The organism is Nannocystis sp. RBIL2 (genome assembly GCF_026626745.1).
GTDB lineage: Bacteria > Myxococcota_A > Polyangia > Nannocystales > Nannocystaceae > Nannocystis.
In genome coordinates, this window is the sequence record NZ_JAPNJW010000001.1 from 3,150,512 (window position 1) to 3,175,739 (window position 25,228).

A 25,228-nucleotide genomic window follows, 5' to 3' on the forward strand; every position below is an offset into this window, starting at 1 on the left:
GCTCTGCTCCCCGGTGTAAGCTCCTCCGCACCAACTACATGGAAAAACTCCCCGCGCGCTCTTTCGTGGCGCTGTCCCTCCTCGCCTTTGCCTGCCGCGAACCGACCGCAGGCACCGACTCCGGCGGGGCGATGAATACGACCACCGATACGGGCACCAGCACCGAGCCCTCCGTCCCGACCGGCCCGACCGACACCACCAGCGAATCCACCGACACCGAAGGCACGTGGCGACGGATCTGCGACGGGTCGGACGCTTTGAGGCTGACCCTGCGCACCGTGGGCGGCGAACTGGTCCACACCGAGCTCCTGCGCGAGCTCGGCTGGAGCTACCTCTACGTGCGCGGTGATTGTCGCTACTGGGTCATGGGCGACGACCAGAGCAACTTGCAATATTGGCGGGTCACCCACACCGGCACGCTGTCTGCCGAGCAGGAGGAGGAGCTCTCACGCGCCGTGAACTACGATCGCTGGGCCGAATTGGCCGGGCATTACTTCGTCCCGGAGAGCGAGAACTCCCCCGGCTACGAGATCCAGTACTCGGACGGCGTCTCGACGATCCGCTGCGCAGAGATGTGTCCCCCGGCCGCCGACGCGCCCGACGTGCTCAAGGACATGACCAAGCCGGCCCGCGAGTGGATCCCCCGCCTGTGGAAGGAGGGCGAATCGATGGAGCCCGGCGCGCCGCTCCGCGTCGACGTCCTGCGCCTGCCGAGTTCCCAGCCGCTCGACGAGGACGAATGCGCGTTGGCGTGGACGTTCGCTCTCGATCCGAAGTCGATCTCGCGCGGCAACGACGACCCACCCGGCAGCGTTGCGATCGCCGACGGGGACACCACGTCCAAGCTGCGGTCGCTGCGCGAGCAGTACCTCGCTGGCGACGTCTCGCCGGGAATGTGTAATCCCGTGCTCCTCGACGGACCATTCCGGTTCTACGAGCCCGCCGACGTCCTCACCGGCTTCTCGCTGTGGATGCGCGACGCGATCCCGTTCGAAACGGCTGACGGGCGCGTCGAAATCCCCAGCGTCCCGCTCTGAACCCGCGCCTGCTGCGAGCGGCCGCGCTGTCGGAGCACCGGTCGAGGACGTCCTGGGCCCTGGCCTGGCACCTGGTCTTCCGCAAGCTCGGTGCTCAGGTCCCTCGGGCTGGTGACCTACCCGAACCCCGGTCACGCGCTCTTTCTGCCCGAGGAGGCCGTCCGACGCCTGGCTGCGAAAGCAGGCGCGAACAAAGCGGTCCTCGGTCGCTGGCGCGCGCCAGGGCGCGTCGTTCAAGCTGACCTTCGAGGTGCGCCCAGAAATTTCGGGCGTTCGCGAGATCCGTCACGGAAATCGCGGCGGCCGGGAAATTACCCGCCACATGTCGTCGACGCGCGCTTCGGAGCTCCAGACCCGTATCGTCCTCATCACCTCGCTCGTGGGAGCCTCGGGCTGTCCAGTACAGGGTGATCTAGGGTCTTACACGGATTCGAACCCAGGCTCGGAGTCGGGCTCGGGGACGGACACGACCCCGGTCACCGCGACCATGAGCGCGAGCCTCACCGGCGACGAGCAACCGCTGACGACCACCGCGAACGGGCCGACCGGTACCAGCGAGGGATCGACCGCCGACAGCGAAACCACCGAGACCACCGCGACCACCGCGACGACCACGACGTCGGCGGACACAACCACCACCCAGGGCGAAACGACCGCCGTGGAGACCGGCGAGACCGGCGAGACCGCGAGCACGGGCGGGCAGGATCCGGTGTGTGCCGACGGCGAACCAGGGCCCGACGACTACGCGCGGGTGCTGTTCGACGTGTGGCCGGAGATCGTCGGCAACGAGCAGAAGTTCACCGGCGTGTGTACGGTCGTCGAGGTCACGCAGCCCGACCTCTTCGAGATCTCGCTCGACTGCGGCGACCGCACGGCGATCGTCGAGGTCGCGGTCGCACCGGTCGAGTTCACGCTGTCGCTGCAGCCGGGGCAGGTGCTGCAGCTCGATTGGCTGGCCCGGGGCGGGATCTTCTGGACCAATCAATGGCTGGCGCTGCGCGACGAGACCCTCGACCCGCCGTTGCTGCTCGCCGCCCACGAGGCCGACACCGCGCTGCCCGCCGGGCTGCCTGAATTCCTGGCGCCGATCTCGATCAGCTTCGACGGGGACAGCTGCGGCGTGCCGGTCGACTGCCACGACAACGACTCGTACGAGCGCCTCCTGCTCGAGTTCGTCGAAGCCGGTGACGTCGTCCTGGTGCCCGACCGGACCCGCGCCGATGTCGGTGACTACCGGGTGATCGTGAACTACGCCCGGCGCCACCACGACCTCCACCAGATGGCCGGCGATTGCCCCAACCCGACCGACCCGGTGCCGCTGTACTTCCAGGGCTTGGCGCTGCTGCGAGATTTTTAATAAGATATGCCCCTGTGGACATGTCCTGATGGAAATGTCCTGATGGGAATGTCCTGATGGACATAATAAAGGCTCTGGCGACCTGCATGCAGCCGTCGCCGCTCCTTGAGTAGGTTCGGACCACCGGCCCGCTCAAGACTCGCCCGCGCCGACAAGGCGGCATCGAGGCCGAGCCCGAGAAACCGTCACAGGCTCAGCGAGTCAGCTGACCCGCCCGCGCTGCCTCGCTCGCTGGCGAGCCCCTCGAATCACGATTGGCAGGCAACGGAAGTAGACGCCGGAGCGAGCTGCCGTCGTGTCGGCCGCATTCGCTCCCGGCCTACCTCATCCCGGGCCCCTTCTTCGGCGCGGCCTTCTTCGGCGCGGCCTTCTTCGGCGCGGCCTTCTTCGACGCCGCCTTCTTCGACGCGGCCTTCTTCGGCGCGGCCTTCTTCGACGCCGCCTTCTTCGGCGCCGCCTTCTTCGACGCCGCTTTCTTCGGCGCGGCCTTCTTCGACGCGGCCTTCTTCGGCGCGGCCTTCTTCGCTGCGGGGGCCTGCGCCGCGTCCCTCTCGCGCGTGAGGCGGCCGTACTCCGCCCAGAGGTCGAGGGGAGGCTTCACTGCGGCCGGCTTCTGAGCGGCCAGCCATTTGCGGAGCTGATCGGCCTCGGCGCCGCGCGAGAGCTCGCAGAGCCGGGTGAGTGGCTCGACGAGCTTGCTTGGATCGCGGGCGGCCTGAATCGAGAGCGCGAGGTCCCGCAGCACCGCCTCGCGCTCGTCGAGCTGCACGAAGGAGCGCTTCGAGTGGAGCACGGGGCCCGCAGTGCTCTGCGTCGAGCGCTCCGCGAGGAACAAGGCGTCGAGACCGGCCAGCGCCGACGTCACCTCACCACGGCCAAGGCGCGCCGCGAGGCTCAGGCGCTCGGCGCGACGAGGGAAGTCGGGGTTGCGCTCGAACGGTCGCGCCTCCTCGGCCGTGGCTTCCGCCTCGGCCCACAGGCCCTCCTCGAGGCAGCGCGCCGCATGCACGAGGAGGGCGCGGTGCAGCAGCTCCGGATCGCCGTGCGCCCGCAGGTCCTTCAGCAAGGCTCGCCCGTGCTCGACGACCTCCCGGACCGGCCATCGCTCGAGCGCGTCGAGGCGGGCCGAGAGGAGCGCCGGATCGTCGGGGTGCAACGAGATGAAGAGGCCGTTCCGAACCCAGGTCGTGAGGTGCTCCGCGGAGCGCAGGCTCGAGTAGACGTACTCGGAGCGCATCCTGCCGGCGACATCGCCGGCTCGCTGCGACCAGGCCGCCAGGTCGTCGCTCACCGCCACGAGCTCCTCGCAGAACGACGCGGGCGCCGCATCGCCGAGGACGCTCTTGGCGAGCCCCTCGAGGAGCGGCTCCCAGGCGGCCGCCTCACCGTCCCACAGATCGTGCACCCGATCGAAGTCCGGGTTCAGCAGCTCCGGGTCGAAGAGATCCGCGCTGGTCACGTCGTGTTCCTTGAGCAGCTGGCGGATCGGCTCGTCGACGTAGAACCCGTACACGAGATCCTGGTAGCTCGGCGACACGATCACACCCACCGCGCCCGACCGAATGCTTGTCACGATCGCGTCCCGCCCGGTGTTGTCGTTTTCGCCATCGTCGACGAAGCGCGCCGCCCCTTCGCCATCACCACCGAGCGCCGTCACGAAGGCGCGAGCTTCCGCCTCTCGAGCGAGCGACGGGCCGCGGAGGTAGAGCACCACCGGTCCGGCGCGCATCCGGTCAGGGAGGGAGCGAGGTGGGTGGCGACGCGAATCCGGCTTTGTCATCTCGATGGCTCCGGCGGCGAGGCGCATGATACACGCGCCCGGTCCGCGCGCTCAGAGCTCATGACGCGCCCGCGCCCGGTTTGCCGCCACGCTCGAGCAGCGCCCGGCGCGAGCGGGGCACGTCGGCGACGGGTCGCGGCTGCGCTCAGGTCGAGGCCTGGCGGAGCGGGTCGCAGTACGGCGCGTCGCCGTCGCTGCGGGTCACGTCGAGCCTCGCCTCGTGCGCGAGCAGCCACTGCTTGGCCGCGAGGCCGCCGGCGTAGCCTGTCAGCGCCCCGCCGGAGCCGATGACGCGGTGACACGGCAGCACGATCGACAGCGGATTGCGGCCGTTCGCGGCCCCGACGGCGCGCACCGCCCGGGGGCTGCCGATCGCGCGGGCGAGCTCGGCGTAGGTGCGCTGCTCGCCGAAGCCGATGTCGGCGAGCGCGCGCCACACGGCGCGCTGGAAGGCGGTGCCGCGCGGCTCGAGGGCCACGGTGAATCCGCGGCGACGGCCGGCGAAGTACTCGTCGAACTCGCGCGCGGCGACGTCGAGTACGGGGTGGCGCGCCGCCTCTTCGCCGGCGTGCGCGGGCGCGGGGCGGTGATCGGGGAAGTAGACGCCGACGAGGGCGAGATCGCTGGCGACGAGGCGCAGCGGGCCGAGCGGCGAGGGCAACGAGCGCTGGACGAGGCGGGTCATGTTGTCATCCTCCGGAAGACGCGGCGGAGCTCCACAGGTGCATCACGCCGTAGGCCCGCCAGGGCCGCCAGGCGGCCGCGCGAGCTTCAGCGGCGCGGGTGGTCGTGACTTCGAGCGCGCGGCGGACCACGAGGTCGCCGCCGGGGAAGCCGTCAGGCCAGCGGAGCGACCGCATGGCGATGTACTGCGCGGTCCACGGGCCGATCCCCGGCAGCGCCTCGAGCGCGGCGACGGTCCGCTCCGGATCTGCCCCGATGGACAGGTCGACACGGCCGTCCGCGACGGCGGCCGCGAGCGCGACGACGGTGCGGGCGCGTTGCTCGGGCAGGCCGATCGCCCGCACGTCGGCGAGCGCGGCGCTGGCGAGCACGTCGGGCGGCGGGAACACGGCGCTCAAGCCCGGCAGGGTCTTCGGGACAGGTCGGCCGAAGCGGGCGACGAGCCGCGCGCACAGGGTGGTCGCGGCCCGGACGGAGACCTGCTGGCCGAGGACGGCGCGCACGGCCAGCTCGAAGCCGTCGAAGGCGCCCGGCACCCGCAGCCCGGGGCGCGCGATGACGCTGTCCCGAAGGACAGGATCGCTGCGGAGATGGTCGGCGATCGCGTCGGGGTGGGCGTCGAGATCGAAGAGTCCGCGCAGACGGGCGACGATCGGCATCAGCTGCGGGGCGAGCTCGGGCGCGAGGCTCACGCGCAGCGCCGGGCGGGCGGGGTCGGCCTGGACGCACAGCCAGCCGACGCAGTCGCCGAGCGCGACGACGCGGGCGTAGCTGTGATCGTCGACGCGCTCGACGCCGGCGACCTCGCGCCCGCGCAAGAACCCGAGCAGCGCGAGCCAGTCGAACGGCGGCCGATAGTCGAGGCGCAGCTCGATCGCGTCGCCGGTGGCGACCTCGTCGCCCTCGCGCCGCAGCGCCGACGGCGGCCGGCCGAAGCGCTGCTGCACCAGCGCGTTGAAGCGGCGCACGCTGGCGAACCCGGCCGCGTACGCGACCTCCGCGAGCGGCAGCGCGGTGTCCTGCAGCAGCTGCTTGGCGAGCGCGAGCCGCCGCGTCTGCGCGAGCTCGACCGGGGTGGCGCCGAGCTCGGCCTCGAGCGCCCGCCGCAGGTGCCGCCCGCTGACGCCGAGCCGCCTGGCGAGCGCGTCGACCGAGCCGTCGTTGAGGTCGCCGGCGTCGATGCGCGCGAGCGCGGCGGCGGCGAGCCGCGACAGCGAGTCGATCGCGGCCCGCCCGGGCGCAAGCTCCGGCCGGCAGCGCAGGCAGGCGCGGAAGCCGACGCGCTCGGCCTCGGCGGCGCGGCGGAAGAACTCGCAGCGGCCGCGCCCCGGCGTGCGCGCGGGACAGACGGGTCGGCAGTAGATGCCGGTGGTGGTGACGCCGACGAAGAACACGCCGTCGAAGCGGCGGTCGCGGGCGCAGAGCGCGTCGTAACAGGCGTCGGGGTCGAGCTGCACGCGACCGATCTAGCTCACCGTCGCGCGGTCGTCTCGCCATTTTCGGACGTCGCCGCGACAACGCCGCAGACGCGTTCGCAGCGAGGTGAAAGCCGAACTGCGTCGTCCTTTGTGTCGCCGCCTGGCAAGGCAATCGGCCGGTGGCGATCGAGCGTGCTCGGCGGCTCCGCGCGTCACCCCCCGCGCAACTTCGACTCTGACGATTTCTTCGCCGCGTGCGGCAGCCGCTGCGAGCGCTCCACCATCGCCGCCAGGTACGAGGCCGCGTTGTCGCGTTCGGCCATGTGTTGCCGCGCCCGCGCCACCACCGTGTCGAAGTCCGGGCGCCCGGACGGGTTCGCGGGATCGGGGTTTTGCACCGCCGCCAGGATGCTGAGCAGCAGCTCCTCGCTGCGCGCTCGCTCGCGGACCTGGGCTCGGCGGCCGAACAGCTCGCGCACCAGCAGGACCGTCACCAGCAGCAGCACGACCCCGAGCCCGATCGCCAGCCAGCCGAACATCCCCATCGACGCCTTCTTGTTGGGGCTGATCGAGATGCCCAGCTCGCTCATGCCGTCATTGACGCCGAGCACCAATTGCTTCGACAGCGCGCGACCGAAAGCCCCCACGGCCCCGCCGTCCTCGCCGCCCGCCACTGCCAGCATCGTCGGCCCCAGGTCGCGCTCGAGCACCATGCGCAGCGCCGGCCCGAGGTTGTCCTCGACCACGCGCTGCACCGCCGGCCCGAGATCCTGGGCGACGACATCGCCGAGCGCCGGCCCCAGCTCCTCGCGCAGCCCCTGCGCCGTCGATTGCATGAACGCCGACAGCGCAGTGCGGGTGACCCCGTCGACGAACTCGCGGGTGAGGCGGCGATTCTCCGGGCCGATCGCCCCCGCCATCACCGCCCCCACCAGGTCCTTCACGCTCTTGGTGACCGCGGGCGACACGTCCTCGCCGACCGCCCGCGCCAGCGCCCCGCTGAGCGTACGGATGTAGCGATCGCTGGCCTCGCCGACCCGCTGGATCCGCTCCTCGTCGGTGAGGCCGTCCAGCGCCCCGCCCGTGATCGACTGCGTGAGATCGTGGACGGCCGCCTGGATCTCCGGGTCCCGCAGCAGCCGCCGCAGCCGCGCGCGGTTGTCCTCGTCCTCGAGCGCCTCGAGTGTCCCCTCGAGCCCGCCCTCGACCCCCCCGCGCGCGATCTCTCGGGCCCCGTGGGCACAGGCGACCTGGGAGGCCGCGAGGGCGCCGGCGAGCCAGAGCCTGCGGCGTGCGGAGTGAGGAGTGGCGTGCATGCGAAGGTCCAGGCAGCTCGTGCGCACCCCATGCGTGACCGGGCAGCCGGGCGCTCCTCGGGGCGCGTGCAGCACGACCGGCTGCTCGCCGCCCTGCCGCTATGATCGACCCGCCCGCACAAGCAACCGCACGAACGGCCCCGGCGCTGCAAGCCGCCGCAGAGGCCGGTCCCGCCCGCCCGCCTCTCGCACCCGGCGGTCGGCCCGCCTCGGCCGCGGCCTGCCACTTCGCGTGGCCGCAGCGAGGGCGCAATCCGCACAACTCGGGGCCACCGCGAGTCCCTTGGACGGATCGTTCCCCGGACCCGATCCGTCTCGCCCAGGACAGCTCGGATCTTCAAGACGCCATGCATCGCCGGGGCGTACGCGCCCGACCATTCGCCGAGCGAAGAGCGCTCGTCGCTGCACCTCCGCGGGGCGTTGCGGCCGCGAAAGCGCTGCGCCATCCTCCGCCGGTGTCACGCCCCCTGTCGCGCGCGTTCGCGGTTCTGGTGCTCGCCGGGTCCGCTGCGACCGCGCGGGCCGCGGGCGAGCGCCTCGTGCTGCGCTGGGACGGGCCCGAGAGCTGTCCCGCCGACGGCTTCAGCGCGATGGTCGAGCGCTACCTCGGCCCGCGCGTCGGAGACGGACCGCCGCTGTCCGTGAGGGTGCGGGTCCGCGAGCGCGCGCCCGGACGCTGGTCGCTCGACCTGGACGCAGCCACCTCGGCGACGACCGGCACCCGCCACCTCGAGGGCGAGAGCTGCGAGACAGTGCTCGACGCGGCCGCCTTCGTCGCCGCCCAGGCGATCGGGGCCGCCAGCGGCGACCCGCCCGAGTCCGGGGCCGGCGACCCGCCGCCCTCAGCCGTCGCCGAGCGCGAATCCGCGCTCGTGCCCGACCCGGGCGGCGCGGAATCGCCCCTGCCCTCGCCGACCAGCGACGAGGTCCCCGCGCCGCCCGGGCCGCTCGCGGGCGCCCCCGCGCCGTCCGGCTCGCCCGAGACCGCCGACACGTCGCCGCCCGGGGACGACCGCCCCGCGCCGGCTCCGGCCGGCGGCATCGTCCGGGTCGCGCGCCGGCCCGCACCGCTGCGCGCGGCCATCCGCCTGACTGCGGGCATCAGCGGGGCCGCCCTCCCGGCCGTGAGCAGCGAGCTCGGCCTGACCGTCGCCCTGCTCGGCGCGCGCTGGCGCGCCGAGGTCGTGGGCCACGGCCGCCTGCCCGCGCGGGTGCGCTCCCTGGAACAGCCGTCGATCGGCGCCGACCTCTCGCTGTGGGCCGTGGGTGTCCGCGGCTGCGCGGTCCCGCGCGTCTCTCGCCCGGCGCCGTCGCTGCGGAACGTCGAGTTCCCGCTGTGCGCCGGAGCCGAGGTCGGGCAGGTCCTCGGCCGGAGCGTCGGCCTGCAGGCGCCCGGGCGGGCGGCCCTGGTGTGGGTGGCGATCACGGCCGCGCCGGGCGTGCTGTGGGTGCCCCGCCCGTGGCTCGCCGTGGGGTTGCAGGTCGAGCTGGCGGTGCCGCTGCTCCGCCACGAGTTCGTGATCCGCGGCCTCCCGCCGCTCCACCGCCTCGGCCCCGTCGATGTCCGCGGCCTCCTCGGGGTCGAGTTCCGCCTCGCGGGCGCTCCCGCGCGACGACGCGGGCCGTGACGGATCGGGACCTCGGTGGGAAACCCGAGCATGCCGCCGCCTCGCGAGTCCGCCGCCGGCCCTGAAGGGGCGCGCGAGGACGCGCGGGCTCGGCTCGGTGCGCTGTACCAGGCGCACGCCGACTTCGTGGTCCGGATCGGCCGCCAGCTGAGGGCCCCGGCGGCGCAGCTCGAGGACGTCGTCCACGACGTGTTCCTCGTGGTGCATCGGCGCATCGACGAGTACGACCCCGACCGCGGCTCGCTGCGCGCGTGGCTGTACGGGATCACCCGCAACGTCGTGCTGCACCGCCTCCGCGGCCAGGCCCGCGCCGAGCAGCGGCTCCGCCTGCTGCCGGAGCCGGAGCCGCGGCCCGAGCCCGACGAGCGACTGGCCCGCAGCCACGCCGCCTCGCTGGTGCAGCGCTTCCTCGACGAGCTCGACGAGGACCGGCGTATGGTCTTCGCGCTGATCGAGATCGAAGGCATGAGCGCGCCGGAGGTCGCCGAGGCGCTCGGCGTCAAGCTCAACACCGTTTATTCGCGGCTGCGTCTGGCCCGCCAACAGTTCAAGGCGACCGTCGACCGCCTGCAACGCGGGCGAGGAGGACCCCATGGAGGAGCTTGACCGGAGCGCTCACGAGCTGCTGCGCGAGTACCGGGTCGAGGCCGGCCTCGACGCCCCGGGGCGGGCGCGGGTGTGGCGACGCCTCGAGGGCTCGATCGAGGCCTGTCCGATCGAGCAGGTCGCGCCGACACGCCGCCCGCGCCGGCAGCTGGCGGCCGCGGTCGTCATCGCCTCGCTGGCCGCGGCGATCTTGCTGCTGGTGTGCGACAGGCGGGGGTTGCTCGCGTCCGGGCGAGGGGACGACGCCGAGGCGGCCGCCTACGCGGCGTCGGGCGCGGGCGAGACACGCGAGCTCGGGCGGCCTGACCGACCGAAGGCGGAAGAGGCCGAGACGACCCCGCCGGCGCCGGAGCTCGAGGCCGTCACCGCTGCACCGGTCGCCCCCGAGGCGAACGAGACCCCGGCTCGCTCCCGCGGGACACGCGTCGGCCCGCGCGGCCGCGGCGGCGCGATCGAATCACAGGTCGACAAGGACATGTCGAAAGAGACAGGTCCTTCGAGCCAGACGGGTCTCGCGGCCGAGATGGAGCTGCTGCGCCGCGCGCGGGCGACCCTCGACGGCGGCGACGCGGGCGCGGCCCTGCAGGACCTGGCCGCCCACGAGCGCGCCTTCGCGGCCGGGCAGATGCTGCAGGACCGCCTGCTGCTGCGCATGGAGGCCCTGTGCGCGCTCGGCAAGGGCCGCCAGGCGCGGGCCGAGGCGGCGGTGTTCCTGCGCACGTACCCCGGGTCGACCCATACTGCGCGAGTCCAGACGATCTGCCCGGAGTCGCCGAATGTCGTGACGGATTGAGGGGGGCGAGGGAAACCAGCGCATCATGCTTGAACTAATCCGACTTCGTCCCCTCGCCCTCGTGCCTTGCCTGCTGCTGCTCCCCGCCTGCCCCGGCAAGGAGGGCTTGCTGACCGGCTTCGACCCCTCGACCACGGGCGACTTCCCTGACACCTCGACCGGCGGCGCGTCGAGCACCAGCAACGGCGTGAGCACCGGGGAAGGCGTCAGCACCGCGGACTCCTCGACCGCGGTCGAGACCGCCGGCCTCGAGACGGAAGGGGCCGCGACCGACACCACCTTCGACCCCGAGGATCCCCCGCCGCAGACCGTCACCTCCTTCACCGGCGGCGAGGAGCACGAGAGCGAGGGAAGCGGCGGCTGGCCTCCCGACCTGTGCGCCGACCTCGGCTGCGGTGCGGATCAGATCTGCGTGTCGCCGAGCTCGTGGTGCGACTACGGGCAGGACCCGCCGGAGTTCGTCTATCCGCCGCCGTTCTGCGCCGATTTCCCGGTCCAGTGCGAGTCGGCGCCGCTGCTCGATTTCTGCCTCGCAGACGAGTTCTGCACCGAGAATTTCGCGGACTATGCGGACGAACACATTGTGTTTTGCGCGGGCGCTCCCGATTGTTTCTGACGACGACTTCCCGATCCCGTGAAAGCGGGCCGTACGTGGTCACGTGCAGCCCGCTCGGGTGACCGGGCGTTTCGCGCAGCACCATGAAGTGCACCCGCGAGGCATACGGCGGGAGCGACCACGACTTCGTCGCGCGCACAAGAAACGTATGTGAGGACCACGCCGATCGCCGCACGAAGGTGATCGGCGCGTCGAACCGACCGCGACGTCTGCTTCACAGCGAAGGCAGCCGCGCGCTCGCCCGCCTCTCGTCGCCTCATTCATTTTAGTAAATTAAAATTCACCCGCCCGCCGCCGCGCGAGCGAATCGGCCCGCCGGTCGCCCGCACGACTCGCGCCCACGTCCTGTCAGACCGGCAAGTTTCGGGGATAAGTTCCCGCCATGCCCAAGCTGAGCTACTTCGATTTCCCCGGCAGCCGCGGCGAGGAGTGTCGCCTCGCGCTGCACCTCGCCGGCGTCGCCTTCGAGGACGACCGGATCAAGGGCCCCGACTGGCCCGCGCGCAAGGAGCAGACCCCCTACGGGTCGCTGCCGACCTTCGAGGTCGAGGGCCGCGGCGTCCTCGCCCAGAGCAACGCGATCCTCGTCTACATCGGCCGCGAGCACGGCCTGCACCCGCGCGACAACTGGCTCGCAGCGCGGCACGAGGAGCTCATGCACGCGGCCGAGGACCTGCGCGCCGCCGTCATGCCGGTGCTGCGGGTCCAGGACCCCGAAGAGCGCGTCAAGGCGCGCGCGGAGCTGGCCAGCGGCTTCCTCAAGCGCTGGGCTGGTGCGGTCGAGCGCCGCCTCGGCGAGCTCGGCCCCGGGCCCTTCATCTCCGGCGAGACCCTCCACGTCGCCGACCTCAAGCTCTACATGGTCGCGCGGTGGTTCTCGTCCGGCAACGTCGACCACGTGCCGAGCGACGTGTTCGCCGAGTTCCCGCGGCTCAGCGGCATCGAGCGGGCAGTCGCCCAGCACCCGAAGATCGTCGCCTGGTACGCGCGCTGACGCGGAGCTCGTCCCGCGCCCCGGCCTGCGAATCGCGGCCGCTCACCGCCTCGTGGCGCGGACGACCGCACCTCGGCGGCATCGAGCGGGCGGTCGCTTGCTACGCGCACTGACGCGGAGCTCGACCAGTGCTTCGGCTCCGCGAATCGCTGTCGCTCACCGCCTCGATCGTCACAGCCCGCCGGTCTGGCAGGTCCCTCGGGCCCTCGCTCAGGCCGGCGCCGTCACGCTGCCCGCCATGTCTCTCGGGACAGCCGGACTCGCACTCCTTCGCCCCTCGATCGCCCCGCTTCGCATGCCCTGGCGTCCGCAGCGCGATTGCGATACATCGCGACTCGCATGCCCCCCCGTCGTGACTATGGCGCCTCGCGCTTCAACGCCCCCGGCACGTTCACCGCGGTCGGCTTCTCCCCCGACTCGCGCGGCCTCGAGGCGCTCGTCATCGGCCAGGGCGCCTCGCGCTGGCTGACCTTCGCCGTCGACACCGGCGCAATCACGGCCCGCCGCGACCTCGACGGCGAATGGCGAGACCTCCGCGTCCTGCCTGACGGCGGGCTCCTCGTCTCGACCTGGGGAATCACTCGTCGCCTGTCTCCCGCCGCCGCGACCGTCTGGAGCGTGACCGGCGAGCAGCGGCTGCGCCTCGCCGCAGTCAGCCCCGACGGCGCCGCGTGCATCACCTTCATCGGCGCGACCGCCGAGGTGCGGGACTGCGAGCGCGGCCGCGTCGTCCACACCCTGCACGAGGCCGAGGGCGACCTCTACGCCTTCGCCTTCAGCCGCGACGGCCGCTGGCTCGCCACCGGCTCGTCCAAGGGCGTCGTCCGCCTGTACGACGCCCGCACCTGGGCCGAGCTGGGCAAGCGCAAGAGCACCCAGGTCCTCGCCCTCGCCTTCTCGCCCGCGGGCGACCACCTGCTCGTCGGCCACGGCAACGGCAAGGTCGAGCTGTGGCAGCTGCCGGGCCTGAAGCCGGTGCGGGGCTTCGTCGGGCGCCACCAATTCGACGTCGGCGGCGACGCCGGCTGTCGCTGGGTCGCCTTCTCGGCCGACGGCGCGCACGCCTTCTCTCTCGGCAACGAGCACTGCCTGCGCGCCTGGAGCGTCCCCGGCGGCAACCAGGTGTTCCATCTCGACGTCCCGCGGCGCCACGCCCAGGGCCCCCTCACCGCCCTGTCGCCCGATGGTCGCTGGATCGCCAGCGGCTCGACCACCGGCGCCCTGAGCGTGTGGTCGGCCGCGACCGGCGAGCCGCGGGTCGAGTACGCTGCCCCCGCGCCGATCGAGGGGCTCGCGCTCACCGCTCGCACCGTCGCGGCCGGGTCCTCCAGGGTCTGCGTCTTTTGGGATCGCGCCACCGGCGAATCGAGCGCCCTCGCCACCACCTTCCCGCCGACCGACATCCACGGCCTGTCCTCGGGCCAGTTCGTGCGCCTCGACTACGACAAGATCTTCGTCGGCGACGCGCCGGGCGACGCCGAGTCGCCGAACTTCGAGCTCGCCACCTACGCCTCCGGCCCGATCGCAATCTCGCGCGACGAGACGCGCCTCGCCGCCCCGGCCCAGTACGCCGTCGAGCTGTGGGACCTGCAGCGCAGCATCAAGCTCGCCAGCCTGCCCCACGCCGAACGAGCCCGCGCCTGCGCCTTCGGCCCGCGCGACGCCTGGCTCGCCACCGCCGACGACGTCCTGCACCTGTGGCGGCTCGGCGCCTCGCCGACCGCGATCCGCGACATCGAGCTCGACAGCGGCGGCTCCGACAAGATCGTGCGCGGCCTCGCAGTGTCCGCCCGCGGCCTCATCGCCGTCAGCGTCGACGCCAGCGTCAATCACGTCGACGCCCGGAGCTCGATCCTCGTCATCGATCCGCGCGACGGCCGGACCCTCGCCCGCCTCGCCCGCCCCGGCGTGCGCCTGGGCCAGGTCGCCTTCGTCGGCAGCCGCCTCGCGGTCGCCGACTCCGCCGGGCGCCTGTTGCAGCTCGACCTCTCCGAACCCGCGCACCCCCGCTGGCTCGAGACGGACGAGGTCGACGTCTTCCCGCCGAACGATCGCGAGGAGCTGCCGATCGCGGCCCTGGGCGACGACGTGGCTCACGTCGGCCCCGGCGGCGACGTCGTCGTGCAGACCCTGGAGTCCGTCCAGCCCGAGCTCGGCGAGCCTATCCTGCTCGCCCCCGATCCGTCCCAAACGAGCGCCCCGGCCCGCCCGCCCGCATTGTTCGAAAAGCGCCTGGCCGGCGCCCGCTTCCTGTTCGCCGGCCGCTTCAAGAACCTCGGCACCGAATTCCGCGAAGCCACGGTCCCCGAGCTCGGCGGCGAGATCGCGAGCAAGCCCGACGCGCGCGTCACTCACCTCGCGCTCGGCGACCGGCCCTCGGCGGCGGTGCTCAAGACTCTCGGCAGCAAGGGCGCCACCTTCGAGACGCTCTCCGAGGCCGCGCTCGCCCTGCTGCTGCTGCCCACCGCCGAAGAGGCGCGGGCGCTGCTGCGCGGCGAGGTGAAGCAGGCCGCCGAGCGCTGGAACACCTGGCGCCGCCGCTACAGCGAGCTCGGCGGCGAGCGCTTTCCCGTCGCCCTGCAGGGCATCGACCTCGCGGGCGCCGACCTGCGCGCCTACGCCCTCAAGGTCGTCGACCTCACCGCGGCCAACCTCGCTGGCGCCGACCTGCGCGGCGTCGACGTGTTCGACGTCGTGTTCCGCAACGCCGACCTGAGCGGCGCCGACTTCACCGGCGGAAAGTGCTATCGGACGATCTTCTCCGGCGCCAAGCTGACCGGCGCCCGCCTCGGCGCCATGCTCGCCGGCGCCCGCTTCGACGGCGCCGAGCTGACCGACGCCGACCTGCGCGACGCCGACCTGCAATACGTCGACTTCTCCGGCGCCGACCTGCGCCGCGCCAGGCTGCCGAAGTCGCTGACCGACGTGAAGCACGACGCCCGCACCCAATGGCCCGAGGGCGTGCGCCCGAAGTGAGCGGCGACGGTCGCGGCATTCCCTCGTGGCTCTCCGCCGACCGAACAAGGCCGCAGCAGTCACCGTATTCCGGCAACGCCGCCACGGCCTCAGCATTTCCTTCGCGGGCCTCGCTCCCCGCCGTCACAGCAACGCCGCGACAAACGCAGCATCCCCTGCGGCTCCCTCGCCGCGTCCGGGCGAGGCCGCGACGGTCAAAGCATTCCCCGCGCTCGCTCCCCCATGTCCGAACAAGACCGCGACGGTCGCAGCATTCTCCCACGCTCGCGCAATGCCGCGACTGTCGCAGCATCCTCGCGCGTCTCGCCCAGTCGCAGCCTCCGAGCGGTCGCCCCGCCGCGACCGCGCGGGGCGCCCCTTCGCCTCCGTCACCGATCGCAGCCGCCTCGCTCGCCCGCCGGGCCCTCGCGCGCGCGGCCTCCCGTCGCCCCCGGGCCGGTCCCGCCGTACAGTCGATCCGGGCGGCATATCTCGCCGCGCGGAGGTTCATCATGCATCTGCATCGTCGTTCGTTCCTCGGCCTCGTCGCCGGCGGAGTGGCCGCCGGGGCAGCCGCGACGGACAGCACCGCCGCCCCGCCGCGCCCGCGGCTGCGCGACGGCAGCGGCGTCCTCGACTGGTCGGCGGTGCGCGGCGAGTTCGCGCTCGACCCGGCGTGGATTCACCTCAGCAGCTTCTTCCTCGTCTCGCACCCGCGTCCCGTGCGTGAGGCGATCGAGACCTGGCGGCGGCGGCTCGACGCCAATCCTCTGTTGCTCGAGTCCGCCTTGCTCGACCCCTCGGCAGCGTCTCACCCGCTCGAGCGGATCAAAGCCGCCCTGGCCGGCTACCTCGGCGGTCGCGCCGAGAACATCGCCCTCGTCCCGAATACCACCACCGGCCTCGCCCTCGTCTACAACGGCCTGTCCCTGCGGCCCGGACAGGAGGTCCTCACCACCGAGCACGACCATTATTCACACCACGAATCGATCCGCCGCGCGGTCGACAAGACCGGCGCCGGCCTGCGATTCGTCGCCTTGCACGACATGCCGCGCGGCGCTGCCACCACCTCCACCGCCGAGCTGGTCGAGCGGCTCGAGCGGGCGATCCGCCCCGAGACGCGCGCAGTCGGCCTCACGTGGGTCCACTCCTCGACCGGCCTCAAGCTCCCGATCGCCGAGATGGCGCGAGTCGTCGCCCGCGCCAACGCCGGCCGCGCCGCCGGCGATCGCTGCCTCCTGATCGTCGACGGCGTCCACGGCGTCGGCGTCGAGGACATCGACGTCGCCGACCTGGGCGCCGACTTCTTCGTCGCCGGCGCGCACAAGTGGCTGCTCGCCCCGCGCGGCACCGGCTTCATCCTCGGTCGGCCCGAAGCGTGGCCCGAGCTGCGCCCCACCGTCCCCAGCTTCGACCTCTCCGACAGATCGATCTGGGACGCGTGGATCCGTCGCACCGGCACCCCCACGACCCGGGCCTCGCACGTCTCGCCCGGCGGCTTCATCGCCTTCGAGCACCTGTTCTCGGTGCCCGACGCGATCGCCTTTCATCATCAGCTCGGCCGCCCGCAGATCGCCGCGCGGATCGCCGAGCTCAACCAGATCTTCCGCACCGAGCTGGCGACGATCCCCGGCGTCGTCGTCCAGACCCCGCAGGACCCCTCGCTCGCCGCCGGCCTCGTCGCCTTCGAGGTCGAGGGCATCGAGCCCGACGACGTCGTCGCCCGCCTGCACGCGCGGAAGATCCACGCCACCAGCAGCCCCTACGCAGTCTCCTTCGTGCGCCTCGCCGCCGGCGTCATGAACTCGCACGCCGACGTCGACGCCGCGCTCGCGGCCGTCCACGCCATCGCCAGCGGCGCTTGACCACCTCCGCGACCTCGCGAACAGCCACCGAGCGCAGCGATTCACGCGTCGTCGAAGCCGCACGATTCGTCGCGCTCCGGCCCCGCCCGAGCTGCCCCGATCGCCCCGCGGCCGATGCCGCGCATGCGCACCGACCGCGAGCGCGCCGCCGGAGGATTTGCCGTGCAGGAGGCGCAGCAGCGCGGATACCATCCTCGCAATGAGGGCGGCGATGCGACGAAGCGTGGCGATGTTCGGGACGGTGCTGACGCTGGCGTGTGGTTCTTCTGGGGGTCGAGACGTCAGCGCGACCGCAGTCGTCACCAGCGATCCCACCACCGGAACCACCACCACCGGCGGCCTCACGCCGACGACCACCGAGCCCGCGAGCAGCACGACGCAGCAGGCCACGACCGACACCACCGGCCCCGACATCACCACCAGCAGCACCACCACCGGCGGCGGCCCGATCTTCGACCTCGGCGGCCTGCCCGACATGCCGCCGCCGCCCCCGCTCCCGCTCCCGCAGCTGTGGTACTCCGTCGAAGACCTGCTGATTTACATCGAGCTGAACCAGGCCGACGGCAGCGTCGCCCAGCTCGTCACCAACACCATCGTCAACGACCCGACCATCCCCGGCGTCGTCAATTCGTGCAGCCTCACCATGCTCGAGGACGGCTCCCTGCTCGGCGGGCGCGGCGTCGACGGTCAGACCCGCCTGTTCCATGTCCCCGCGCCGCCGACCGACGGCAGCGACGTCGAGGTCGTCATCCTCGGCGACATGCCGGACGGCATCTACGTCGAGGCGCTCTACACCGACTGCGACGGCCGCGTCTACCTCATGGACACCGGCCTCGACAGCGTCAGCAACATCGGCAATCGACTGCTGCGGTTCACCGGCGACTACCTCGCCGGCGACCTCTCCTATGAAGTGATCACCGACCTCATGGTCGCAGTCTCGGCCGACATCGACGACATGGGCCCCGGCATCGACGCCCAGGGCGCAGTCATCGACAACCCCGGCTTCGGCATCGACTCCGGCGCGATCTACAACCTCGATTACACCACCGGCACCGGCACCATGCTCGGCATGGGCGGCACCTACGGCATTCACTCGCTCGGCGGTCCCCTGTTCGACGACGGCGTCTCGCGCCTGTACGTGCTCAGCGTCGACGCCGAGGTGTTCGCCGCCGACCCCGTGACCCTCGCGCTCTCGCCCGTCCTGGCCACCGGCCCGACCCTCACCAGCGGCAATCCGCCCGGCGACACCGGCTTCGCCGGCCCGCTGACCGAGTGCAACACCGGCTTCCCGCAAGGCTGAGCCTCCGTCGAGCTGGCACAGGCCATCCAGAACGCCCTGCGCAGAACCTTCAGCGAATGATCATTCGGCGTCCCGATCGCCTCCTCACTGCGAGACGCAGCGGCGCCCGAACACTCTGTACCAGTCACCGTCGCCCACGGCGGCGAACGGGTGAAAGCCACCCGGCAGCGTATCATACGAGTTCCCGTCGTGCCGCCAGGCCGAGACCTCCCATTGGCCACAGTCCCCCTCTTCGGCCCACGCGACCAAGGGGCCGCTGTCCAGCGGACAGCCGGAGACGAACGCGAGCCCGGCGGCGAAGCCGAGCGCCAGCGTCATGCACGAGCGCATGTCGATTCTCATCATCAACCTCCGAATCGGCGAGCACGCCGTGTCACGGAACAATCGCCGCGACCGCCGAATATTCCCGCCAGGGCGAGGACGACGTCACCGACAAACGCCGAGCGCCCGAACGATGGCGACGGCCGGCGAAGATCCTGCGCCACGGCTCGCGCGAGCAGGACGTCGAGCGCGATGGATCGGCGCCGTCAGCCGTCGGAGATCCACCCGAGGGTCTCTCCGTCGGCCGTCCGCTCGCCCCCGACCTTCATGCGCGCGGCCTCGCTCCGCGTTCAGTGGGGCGCCGTCGATGTTGCTCGTACATCGTCGCACGCGACGTCTCGTGTCTGTGGCCATGAATCGGCCGAGCGTTCGCGACCCGTCCGCGATCCAGAAGCCGGGCCGGGCGCGTCATCGATCGCAGGCAATCTCATGACGCCGACCCCGAGGAGGCGGCCGCGCCGTCGGAAACGGCCGTCGGACGAAGTTCTCCATGGTCTCCGCGCCAAGAACGTGTTTCAGTCGGGGTCACCACATGATTGAGCGCGCGACCCTGGGGGGACTGGAGTTCGAGTACGACGCCGACCGCGGGAATATCCGCATGGCGGGCAACCCGGCGATCTTTATCTGGACCGAGAGCACCCTGGCCGGCCTGATCTCCGGCCTGCAGCGTATGGTCGGCACCGATCGTTTCCGGCTCGCCCTTCACGGCGGCGGCCGCGACGGCGTCCACGACGACTGGGCCTTTATCTCCCAGTATCCGACCTTCGAGGAGGGCTTCGCCGCGCTCGTCCACGTCGCCGCGACCTTCGGCTGGGGCCGCTGGGAGCTCGTCTCGCTCGACCGCGCGGCCAAGCGAGCCGTCCTGCGCGTCCACAACCACTGGGAGACGAACATCCAGAAGGTGCTGGGCGTGAATTGGGGCGCGAGCTACCTCGGCGGCAAGTTCGCCGGCATCTTCCAGCGCCACTTCGGCGTCCCGCAGTGCTGGGCCGAGCAGGTCGCGTTCGTCACCAGCGGCGACAAGTACGACGAATTCGTGATCACCCCCTCGGACGCCAGCCTCGAGGACCGGCTCGAGCACATGCTCGCCACCGACGACGCCACCAAGGCCGACCTCGCCGTCGCGCTCGAGCGCGTGCGCAAGGAGGTCGAGGAGCGCGTCGAGACCGAGCAGCGCCTGCTCGAGAAGCTCAGCCTGATCGCCAAGCAGGAGGACGCCATCCGCGCCCTGGCCGCTCCGATCATCGAGGTCTGGGACGGCGTGCTCACCCTGCCGCTGATCGGCACCGTCGACAGCCAGCGCGCCGCCGACACGATGGGCCGCCTGCTGGACACGATCATCCAGAAAAAGGCCAGCTACACCATCATCGACCTGACGGGCGTCGAGCTCATCGACACCGCCACCGCCGAGCACCTGCTGCGCCTCGTGCTCGCGGCCGAGCTGCTGGGCGCGCGCTGCGTCATCACCGGCATCCGCCCCTCGATCGCCCAGACCATGGTCTCGATCGGCATCGACCTGACCCGCCTCACCACCCTCGCCAGCCTGCGCGACGGCCTGGTCTACTGCATCGACCAGACCCGCAACAAGGCCAAGCGCTGAGCCGCCGCGCACGCACTGCCACGATTGCCGCCGGCCGCGAGCGACCGGCGGCACGAATCACCACACCTGCTCAGAGCAGCGTGATCTTCACCTGGCCGTGGCCGGCCCGCACGCCGTCCTCCTGCAGCTTGTTGGTCCCGGTCGTGAGCGACTTGCCGCCAGTGCCGTAGGAGACGCCCGTTCCTGAACCGCCGGCGTCGCCGCCCTGGTAGCCGCCGCCGCCCGGACCGCCGTTGCCGCCGTTGCCGCCGCCGCCGAAGCCGCCGAGACCTGAATCGACGCACTGCCCCGGGCGCTCCGTGTCGGCCCCCTTGCCGCCGTTGAGGAACGACTTGCCGCCGTTGCCGCCGCCGTCGGTGTTGAAGCCGCCGCCCGCGCTGCCGTCGCCGCCGCAGCCGCACCAGCCGCCGTCGTTGCCGCTCGTACCACCATTGCCGTTGGCCCCGTCGGCGCCCTTGCCGTTCTGCGCCGTCATATCGGCGACGCCGCAGTTGCCCGGGGCCCCGCCGCCGCCGGCCACGATCAGCGGCACGTTGCCCATGGTCTTGACGACGAAGGTCCCGCCGCCGCCGCCGACGTCGTAGTACATGCCGGTCTTGCCCATCTGGCCGACGAGGATCCGCAGCACCTCGCCTTGCGTGAGCGCGACGTCGCCGCGCACGTGCGCGCCCTTGCCCCCGGGTCCGTATTGCGACTGAGTGCCGCCCTCGGCGCCCCAGGCCTCGATGCGATAGGTGCCGGTGACCGGCACGGTCCAGCTCTGGATGCCGGCAGTCACCGTGACCTTGCCCTGCAGCTGGTTGCCGTCGCCGTAGGTGGCGTCGCACTGCGCCTGGCTGGGCCCGTTCTCGAACGTCTGGCCGCAATGGGTGAAGAGCACGTCGACCGGCGGCGGCACGCAGGCGTTGCTGCAGCCGTCGTCGTCGACGTCGTTGCCGTCGTCGCAGACCTCCACGCCGGCTTGCACGTGGCCGTCGCCGCACGCGGCGTCCTTGCAGCCGGCGACGCAGGCGTCGGTGTCGTCATCGTCGCCGTCGTCGCACTCCTCCACGCCCTCCTGCACGATCGAGTCGCCGCACACGGCCTGCTTGCAGGCGTTGAGGCAGGCGTCGGAGTCGAGGTCGTTGCCGTCGTCGCACGCCTCCACGCCCGCCTGCACCGAGCCGTCGCCGCAGCTGGCGCTCTTGCAGGTGGCGAGGCAGTCGTCGGTCTCGTCCATGTTGCCGTCGTCGCACTCCTCGCCCTGCTGCAGCTCGCCGTCGCCGCAGGTCACAGGCGCGCAGTCGTTGTTGCACGCGTCGTCGTCGACCTCGTTGCCGTCGTCGCAGCCCTCGGGGCCGTTCTGCTCGCCGTCGCCGCAGAACGGGCCGAGCTCGAAGCAACCGGGCTCACAGCCGCCGTAAGCGCCGTCGTTGACGCCGTCGTCGCAGACCTCGCCCTCGTCGACCAACCCGTTGCCGCACGTATCGGGCGTCGAAGTCGCGGTGGTGTCAGGCTCGGTGGTACCGGTCGTGGTCGTCGCCTCCGACGTGCTCGTCGTCGTCGTGTCCGTCGTGGTCGAGGTCGTCGTCTCCGACGTGCTCGTCGTCGTCGTGTCCGTCGTGGTCGTCGGGACGCCGGTGGTCGGCTCACCGGAGGTCGTCGTCGAGGTGGTCTCGCCGCCCGATGTCGAGACGTTACCCGTCGCATCCGTGGTTCCGACATCGTCGCCGCAGCCCGCGACGACCCACAATCCCAGCGCCCACGGAGCGATGCCCCGATTCCAACCCATCATGCCTGTCATCATTCCCCCTCGGTGCAATGGTGCCCGCCCGCGCGAGCTCCCGGCCCAGGCTATCGCATCTCGCTCGACCTCGGCCACGGCGACAAATGCGGACGGGCGCGGCCGATCGCGCGCCAGGAGGACGCCCTCCGCGCGTCGGCCGCTCCTATCAATCGCGGTCCGCAGGGGCGCACCGCCGCATCACTGCAGGCGGATCAGGCGAATGTCCTCCCCGCCGACGTTCACCCACACGATCGCGTGCATCTCGGGGAAGTACTCGAGCTTGGTCTCGGTGTTGAAGTTGACCTCTTCGGGGTAGTCACCCTCGAGCTGGGCGCGCTCGAGCGTCCAGGTGGCCTCGTCGATCCACGCCCACAACATGCCCTCGCCGAGGGGGTAGAAGTTGGTGAGGTACTGACCGGTCTCGGCCACGTGGGCCAAGGTGCCGCCGTCGGACCCGCCCTGCGGATCGAACATCAGCCCGTCGGTGGACGGGCCGTAGGCCAGCTCGTGGCTGACGATCTCGCGAGTGTCGATGTCGGTGACCAGGAGCTGGTGCGGGCGCCCGCCCTCGTACACGAGCGAATGCAGCGTCTGCCCGCGTTGATCCTGGGCGATGCTGAGAGCAGTCCACCCGCCGGTCGGGTAGCCGCCCTCCCAGCGGAAGTCGGTGCCGCCGGCCAGCACCGACCAGGTCTGCGACTGATTGTAGTTCTGCGTGGCCGACACGTAATAGCGACCCTCGGCGGCGTTCCACCAGCCGTTCATGTTCTCGCCGGTGTAGCCGGTCTCGCCGGAGTAGTTGGCCGCGGCGTCGAAGGGGAACTTCGGCAGGGCCCACGTCGCAGTCTCGACGTCGTACTCCCAGTAGCGGCGGCAGCCCATGAGGATCTTGCCCGCGTTGCCGAGCTCGGGCACGAACACGGTCGAGCCGTAGGTGTGGCGCGAGGTCGGCGTGCGCGACGAAATCTCCGGGTCGTCGGGGTCGAAGAATTCGTCGCTGTACACGCCCTCGGGGTTGCTGGGGTTGTTCTCGTAGTATTCGACGGCGGGGTTGAAGTTGGTGAAGTTCGCGCTGTACGAGGCCGGCCACTTCGAGCTGTCGCTCGGCATGCGCTCGATGTTCCACTTCATGGCGCGCAGGTCGAGCCGGTACACGCCGTCGTTCGACGAGCCGTCGTGGCCGCCGCCGACGGTGACCCAGCCGCGCTCGGTGCCCTTGCGCGTGTCCCAGGCCATGCCGACCCAGTCCGCGAGCACCCCGTGCCAGTCCTCGTTGCCGCGGTCGCTCCAGCCCGGGACCGCCGCCTTGACCTCGGCGTCGAGCGCGTCGAGCCGGGTGCCCACGACGCGCACCCAGCGACCGAGCGGCACTGTCTGCCACGATACGCAATTGACCCGACCGTCGCCGTCGCGCCCGGGCGTCCACGCGTCCCCGTCGAGCATGCCCACGTCGTCGCCCGCGCCCCACCCGCTGTCGAGCCCGTCGTCGCAGTCGAGGCCGGGCATGCCGGTGCTGCTCGTGGGCGTCTCACCGCCGTCGGTGGTGCTGGTGGTCGGGACACCGGTCGTGACGGTCCCCGCCGACTCGCTGCCGCTGCTGCTGCTCGTGACGTCGCCCGACGTCTCGCTGCCGACGCTTGTCGACGCGCTCGATGTCGACGTGGCGCCGTCGCTCGTCGTACCGGTTCCACCACCACCCCCATTGCACGCAGCCACCAGGCCCAAGACCAGGCACCCCGCGCGTCCCATCGTCCCTGTCGTCATGCGAGCGACTCTCCCCCAGCTCGCCCGCCCGCGGAGCGCTGCGACGGCGTTGGCCTGCGCGGGGGTATGCGACCCCGAATGCGCGTGAATGCGACGACCGCCGATCGGACTCGCACCGCACCGCGCGCGACTGCTCCTCGTGTTGCCGCGATTGCTACCAAAGCCGCGCGCGCTGATTCGCCGCCCCGATCGTCAGACGACGATCGGTACCACGGCACAAACAGGACGACCGCGAGCTCCTGTTCGAGGGCCGCGCCCTGGCCCAGCTCCCCACCGGCTTCGTCGACGAGGCCATGGCCTTCTTCATGACCGAGATCGTGCCAGATCCGTTGACCTTCAAGCGCAATTCCGATCAGGAGTTGCTCGGCAACTTCACCGCCGCCCTGCAGACCGTGACGGACGGGAAGTGAGAAGATCATCGTTCGCGGCGGCCGCCCTGCTGCACGGGCCCCGCGCGCGCCCGCCCGCCCTGTCGCCTTCGACATCGTCTAAGATCGGCTCCGCGGTCGCGCCATATCGGCCGCGACATTTCCTCCGAGGCCACCCATGCATTCCGAGAAATTGGATGTCCTTCTAAAACCGTCGCCGTCGTTCTTCGTGCGCGAGTATCTGCGCAAGGGCCGGCCCGCGCTCCTGCGCGGCGTCGCCGATACCTGGCCGGCCGCCGCGTGGACGCCGGAATACCTCGCAGATCGGTTCGGCGGCCTCGACGTGAAGTACGAGACCTGGACCGACGCCGCCGACGACCTGTTCGAGTTTCAGGCCACGCAGAAGCACACCTCGACGACGCTGCGCGAGTTCGTCGGCCTGATGCGAGGCGCGGCTTCGCCGGCCTCGCGCAGGGTGTATTTGACCGCGTTCGAGCTGTGTCGGGCCTTGCCGCAATCTCGCCAGGCCTTCGGCTCCCTCGACCCCTTCATGGGCTGGTCGCCCCTCACCCCGCCGGCCCTGCGCGAGCGCCTGCGCGTCGAGCCTTACCTGTGGATGGGGCCCGCGGGCACCCTCTCGATGCTGCACTTCGACCGCCTCCACAACTTCTTCGTCCAGCTCCACGGCACCAAGCGCTTCCTCCACATCGACCCCCAATACAGCGAGCGCCTCTACTACCCGCACGCTCGCTTGCAGACGGGCCTCCTGCACTGGAGCCCCGTCAACCCGGCGCAGCCCGACTACGAGCGCTTCCCGCGGTTCCGCGGCGTGCCCGTGATCGAGACCATCGTCGAGCGCGGCGACGTGCTGTTCACGCCGCCGCGGTGGTGGCATCACGTGGAGTCGCTCACGCCCTCGATCTCCGCCAACTTCTTCTGGATGTTGCCGCTGCGGACCACCTGGGCGATCCGCGAATACCTCTACGTGCTCGGCCGCCGCCGCGCGCTCGAGGCCGCCGGGCTCGCGCGCGTGCTGCCGGCGCTCGAGTCGACGGCCTGAG

19 protein-coding genes are annotated in these 25,228 nt (G+C 71.7%); 12 read left to right on the plus strand and 7 right to left on the minus strand.

What is annotated here, in order from left to right; translation table 11 throughout:
• Window positions 1-38: 38 nt before the first annotated feature.
• Together OV090_RS12345 and OV090_RS12350 are read left to right on the plus strand one after the other, a co-directional pair.
• Window positions 39-1,037 (plus strand): hypothetical protein, encoded by a 999-nt coding sequence (locus OV090_RS12345; protein WP_267703802.1) that lies wholly within the window; start codon window positions 39-41, stop codon window positions 1,035-1,037.
• Between the two features lie 487 nt (window positions 1,038-1,524).
• Window positions 1,525-2,394 carry a hypothetical protein gene (locus OV090_RS12350; protein ID WP_267703803.1) on the plus strand — a complete coding sequence of 290 codons (870 nt, stop codon included), beginning with the start codon at window positions 1,525-1,527 and terminating at the stop codon, window positions 2,392-2,394.
• Window positions 2,395-2,713: 319 nt separating this feature from the next.
• Here the strand turns inward: OV090_RS12350 and OV090_RS12355 are convergent, their stop codons facing one another.
• From OV090_RS12355 to OV090_RS12370, 4 genes are all read right to left on the minus strand, one after another.
• Window positions 2,714-3,931 (minus strand): hypothetical protein, encoded by a 1,218-nt coding sequence (locus tag OV090_RS12355; RefSeq protein ID WP_267703804.1) that lies wholly within the window; start codon window positions 3,929-3,931, stop codon window positions 2,714-2,716.
• A gap of 388 nt (window positions 3,932-4,319) precedes the next feature.
• Window positions 4,320-4,859 (minus strand): methylated-DNA--[protein]-cysteine S-methyltransferase, encoded by a 540-nt coding sequence (locus OV090_RS12360; RefSeq protein WP_267703805.1) that lies wholly within the window; start codon window positions 4,857-4,859, stop codon window positions 4,320-4,322.
• A gap of 4 nt (window positions 4,860-4,863) precedes the next feature.
• Window positions 4,864-6,315, minus strand: coding sequence for an AlkA N-terminal domain-containing protein (locus OV090_RS12365; RefSeq protein WP_267703806.1), 1,452 nt, complete (start codon window positions 6,313-6,315; stop codon window positions 4,864-4,866).
• A 173-nt stretch (window positions 6,316-6,488) separates the two neighbouring features.
• The gene (locus OV090_RS12370; protein WP_267703807.1) at window positions 6,489-7,592 is read right to left on the minus strand and encodes a hypothetical protein; all 1,104 of its coding nucleotides are present in this window, start codon (window positions 7,590-7,592) and stop codon (window positions 6,489-6,491) included.
• A gap of 455 nt (window positions 7,593-8,047) precedes the next feature.
• Here OV090_RS12370 and OV090_RS12375 point away from each other — a divergent pair, with 455 nt between their 5' ends.
• The 8 genes from OV090_RS12375 (at window position 8,048) to OV090_RS12410 (ending at window position 18,349) form a co-directional block, all read left to right on the plus strand.
• The gene (locus OV090_RS12375) at window positions 8,048-9,220 is read left to right on the plus strand and encodes a hypothetical protein (RefSeq protein WP_267703808.1); all 1,173 of its coding nucleotides are present in this window, start codon (window positions 8,048-8,050) and stop codon (window positions 9,218-9,220) included.
• Between the two features lie 30 nt (window positions 9,221-9,250).
• Window positions 9,251-9,826 carry a sigma-70 family RNA polymerase sigma factor gene (locus tag OV090_RS12380; protein WP_267703809.1) on the plus strand — a complete coding sequence of 192 codons (576 nt, stop codon included), beginning with the start codon at window positions 9,251-9,253 and terminating at the stop codon, window positions 9,824-9,826.
• Complete coding sequence (locus OV090_RS12385; RefSeq protein ID WP_267703810.1) at window positions 9,813-10,619, plus strand: hypothetical protein; 807 nt, start codon at window positions 9,813-9,815, stop codon at window positions 10,617-10,619. Before OV090_RS12380 ends, OV090_RS12385 begins: the two co-directional genes overlap by 14 nt.
• Before the next feature lie 61 nt (window positions 10,620-10,680).
• The gene (locus OV090_RS12390) at window positions 10,681-11,235 is read left to right on the plus strand and encodes a hypothetical protein (protein ID WP_267703811.1); all 555 of its coding nucleotides are present in this window, start codon (window positions 10,681-10,683) and stop codon (window positions 11,233-11,235) included.
• A 382-nt stretch (window positions 11,236-11,617) separates the two neighbouring features.
• Complete coding sequence (locus OV090_RS12395) at window positions 11,618-12,229, plus strand: glutathione S-transferase family protein (protein ID WP_267703812.1); 612 nt, start codon at window positions 11,618-11,620, stop codon at window positions 12,227-12,229.
• 339 nt (window positions 12,230-12,568) lie between these two features.
• Window positions 12,569-15,205: a pentapeptide repeat-containing protein gene (locus OV090_RS12400; RefSeq protein WP_267703813.1), complete on the plus strand. Its 2,637-nt coding sequence runs from the start codon at window positions 12,569-12,571 to the stop codon at window positions 15,203-15,205.
• Between the two features lie 491 nt (window positions 15,206-15,696).
• Window positions 15,697-17,049 (plus strand): aminotransferase class V-fold PLP-dependent enzyme, encoded by a 1,353-nt coding sequence (locus OV090_RS12405; protein ID WP_267703814.1) that lies wholly within the window; start codon window positions 15,697-15,699, stop codon window positions 17,047-17,049.
• A gap of 211 nt (window positions 17,050-17,260) precedes the next feature.
• A complete protein-coding gene (locus OV090_RS12410) occupies window positions 17,261-18,349 on the plus strand; it encodes a hypothetical protein (protein WP_267703815.1) in 1,089 nt (362 codons plus the stop codon).
• Window positions 18,350-18,433: 84 nt separating this feature from the next.
• Here the strand turns inward: OV090_RS12410 and OV090_RS12415 are convergent, their stop codons facing one another.
• Entirely contained in the window at window positions 18,434-18,667 is a 234-nt protein-coding gene (locus tag OV090_RS12415; protein WP_267703816.1) for a hypothetical protein, read from the minus strand.
• Between the two features lie 535 nt (window positions 18,668-19,202).
• Between OV090_RS12415 and OV090_RS12420 the strand changes: the two genes are divergently transcribed.
• Window positions 19,203-20,270: an STAS domain-containing protein gene (locus OV090_RS12420; protein ID WP_267703817.1), complete on the plus strand. Its 1,068-nt coding sequence runs from the start codon at window positions 19,203-19,205 to the stop codon at window positions 20,268-20,270.
• Between the two features lie 70 nt (window positions 20,271-20,340).
• Here OV090_RS12420 and OV090_RS12425 read toward each other — a convergent pair whose 3' ends face one another.
• Entirely contained in the window at window positions 20,341-22,044 is a 1,704-nt protein-coding gene (locus OV090_RS12425; RefSeq protein WP_267703818.1) for a DUF4215 domain-containing protein, read from the minus strand.
• 189 nt (window positions 22,045-22,233) lie between these two features.
• On the minus strand, window positions 22,234-23,799 hold the full coding sequence (locus OV090_RS12430; protein WP_267703819.1) for a hypothetical protein: 1,566 nt from the start codon (window positions 23,797-23,799) through the stop codon (window positions 22,234-22,236).
• A gap of 546 nt (window positions 23,800-24,345) precedes the next feature.
• Here OV090_RS12430 and OV090_RS12435 point away from each other — a divergent pair.
• The gene (locus tag OV090_RS12435) at window positions 24,346-25,227 is read left to right on the plus strand and encodes a cupin-like domain-containing protein (protein ID WP_267703820.1); all 882 of its coding nucleotides are present in this window, start codon (window positions 24,346-24,348) and stop codon (window positions 25,225-25,227) included.
• Window position 25,228: the final 1 nt, after the last annotated feature.

Coding starts and splice junctions, on each gene's coding strand:
- OV090_RS12400 (WP_267703813.1), top strand. CDS start 12,569: ATGCCCCCCCGTCGTGACTATGGCGCCTCGCGCTTCAACGCCCCCGGC.
- OV090_RS12435 (WP_267703820.1), top strand. CDS start 24,346: ATGCATTCCGAGAAATTGGATGTCCTTCTAAAACCGTCGCCGTCGTTC.
- OV090_RS12430 (WP_267703819.1), bottom strand. CDS start 23,799: ATGACGACAGGGACGATGGGACGCGCGGGGTGCCTGGTCTTGGGCCTG.
- OV090_RS12385 (WP_267703810.1), top strand. CDS start 9,813: ATGGAGGAGCTTGACCGGAGCGCTCACGAGCTGCTGCGCGAGTACCGG.
- OV090_RS12395 (WP_267703812.1), top strand. CDS start 11,618: ATGCCCAAGCTGAGCTACTTCGATTTCCCCGGCAGCCGCGGCGAGGAG.
- OV090_RS12410 (WP_267703815.1), top strand. CDS start 17,261: ATGCGACGAAGCGTGGCGATGTTCGGGACGGTGCTGACGCTGGCGTGT.
- OV090_RS12350 (WP_267703803.1), top strand. CDS start 1,525: ATGAGCGCGAGCCTCACCGGCGACGAGCAACCGCTGACGACCACCGCG.
- OV090_RS12415 (WP_267703816.1), bottom strand. CDS start 18,667: ATGACGCTGGCGCTCGGCTTCGCCGCCGGGCTCGCGTTCGTCTCCGGC.
- OV090_RS12345 (WP_267703802.1), top strand. CDS start 39: ATGGAAAAACTCCCCGCGCGCTCTTTCGTGGCGCTGTCCCTCCTCGCC.
- OV090_RS12380 (WP_267703809.1), top strand. CDS start 9,251: ATGCCGCCGCCTCGCGAGTCCGCCGCCGGCCCTGAAGGGGCGCGCGAG.
- OV090_RS12420 (WP_267703817.1), top strand. CDS start 19,203: ATGATTGAGCGCGCGACCCTGGGGGGACTGGAGTTCGAGTACGACGCC.
- OV090_RS12405 (WP_267703814.1), top strand. CDS start 15,697: ATGCATCTGCATCGTCGTTCGTTCCTCGGCCTCGTCGCCGGCGGAGTG.
- OV090_RS12370 (WP_267703807.1), bottom strand. CDS start 7,592: ATGCACGCCACTCCTCACTCCGCACGCCGCAGGCTCTGGCTCGCCGGC.
- OV090_RS12425 (WP_267703818.1), bottom strand. CDS start 22,044: ATGATGGGTTGGAATCGGGGCATCGCTCCGTGGGCGCTGGGATTGTGG.
- OV090_RS12360 (WP_267703805.1), bottom strand. CDS start 4,859: ATGACCCGCCTCGTCCAGCGCTCGTTGCCCTCGCCGCTCGGCCCGCTG.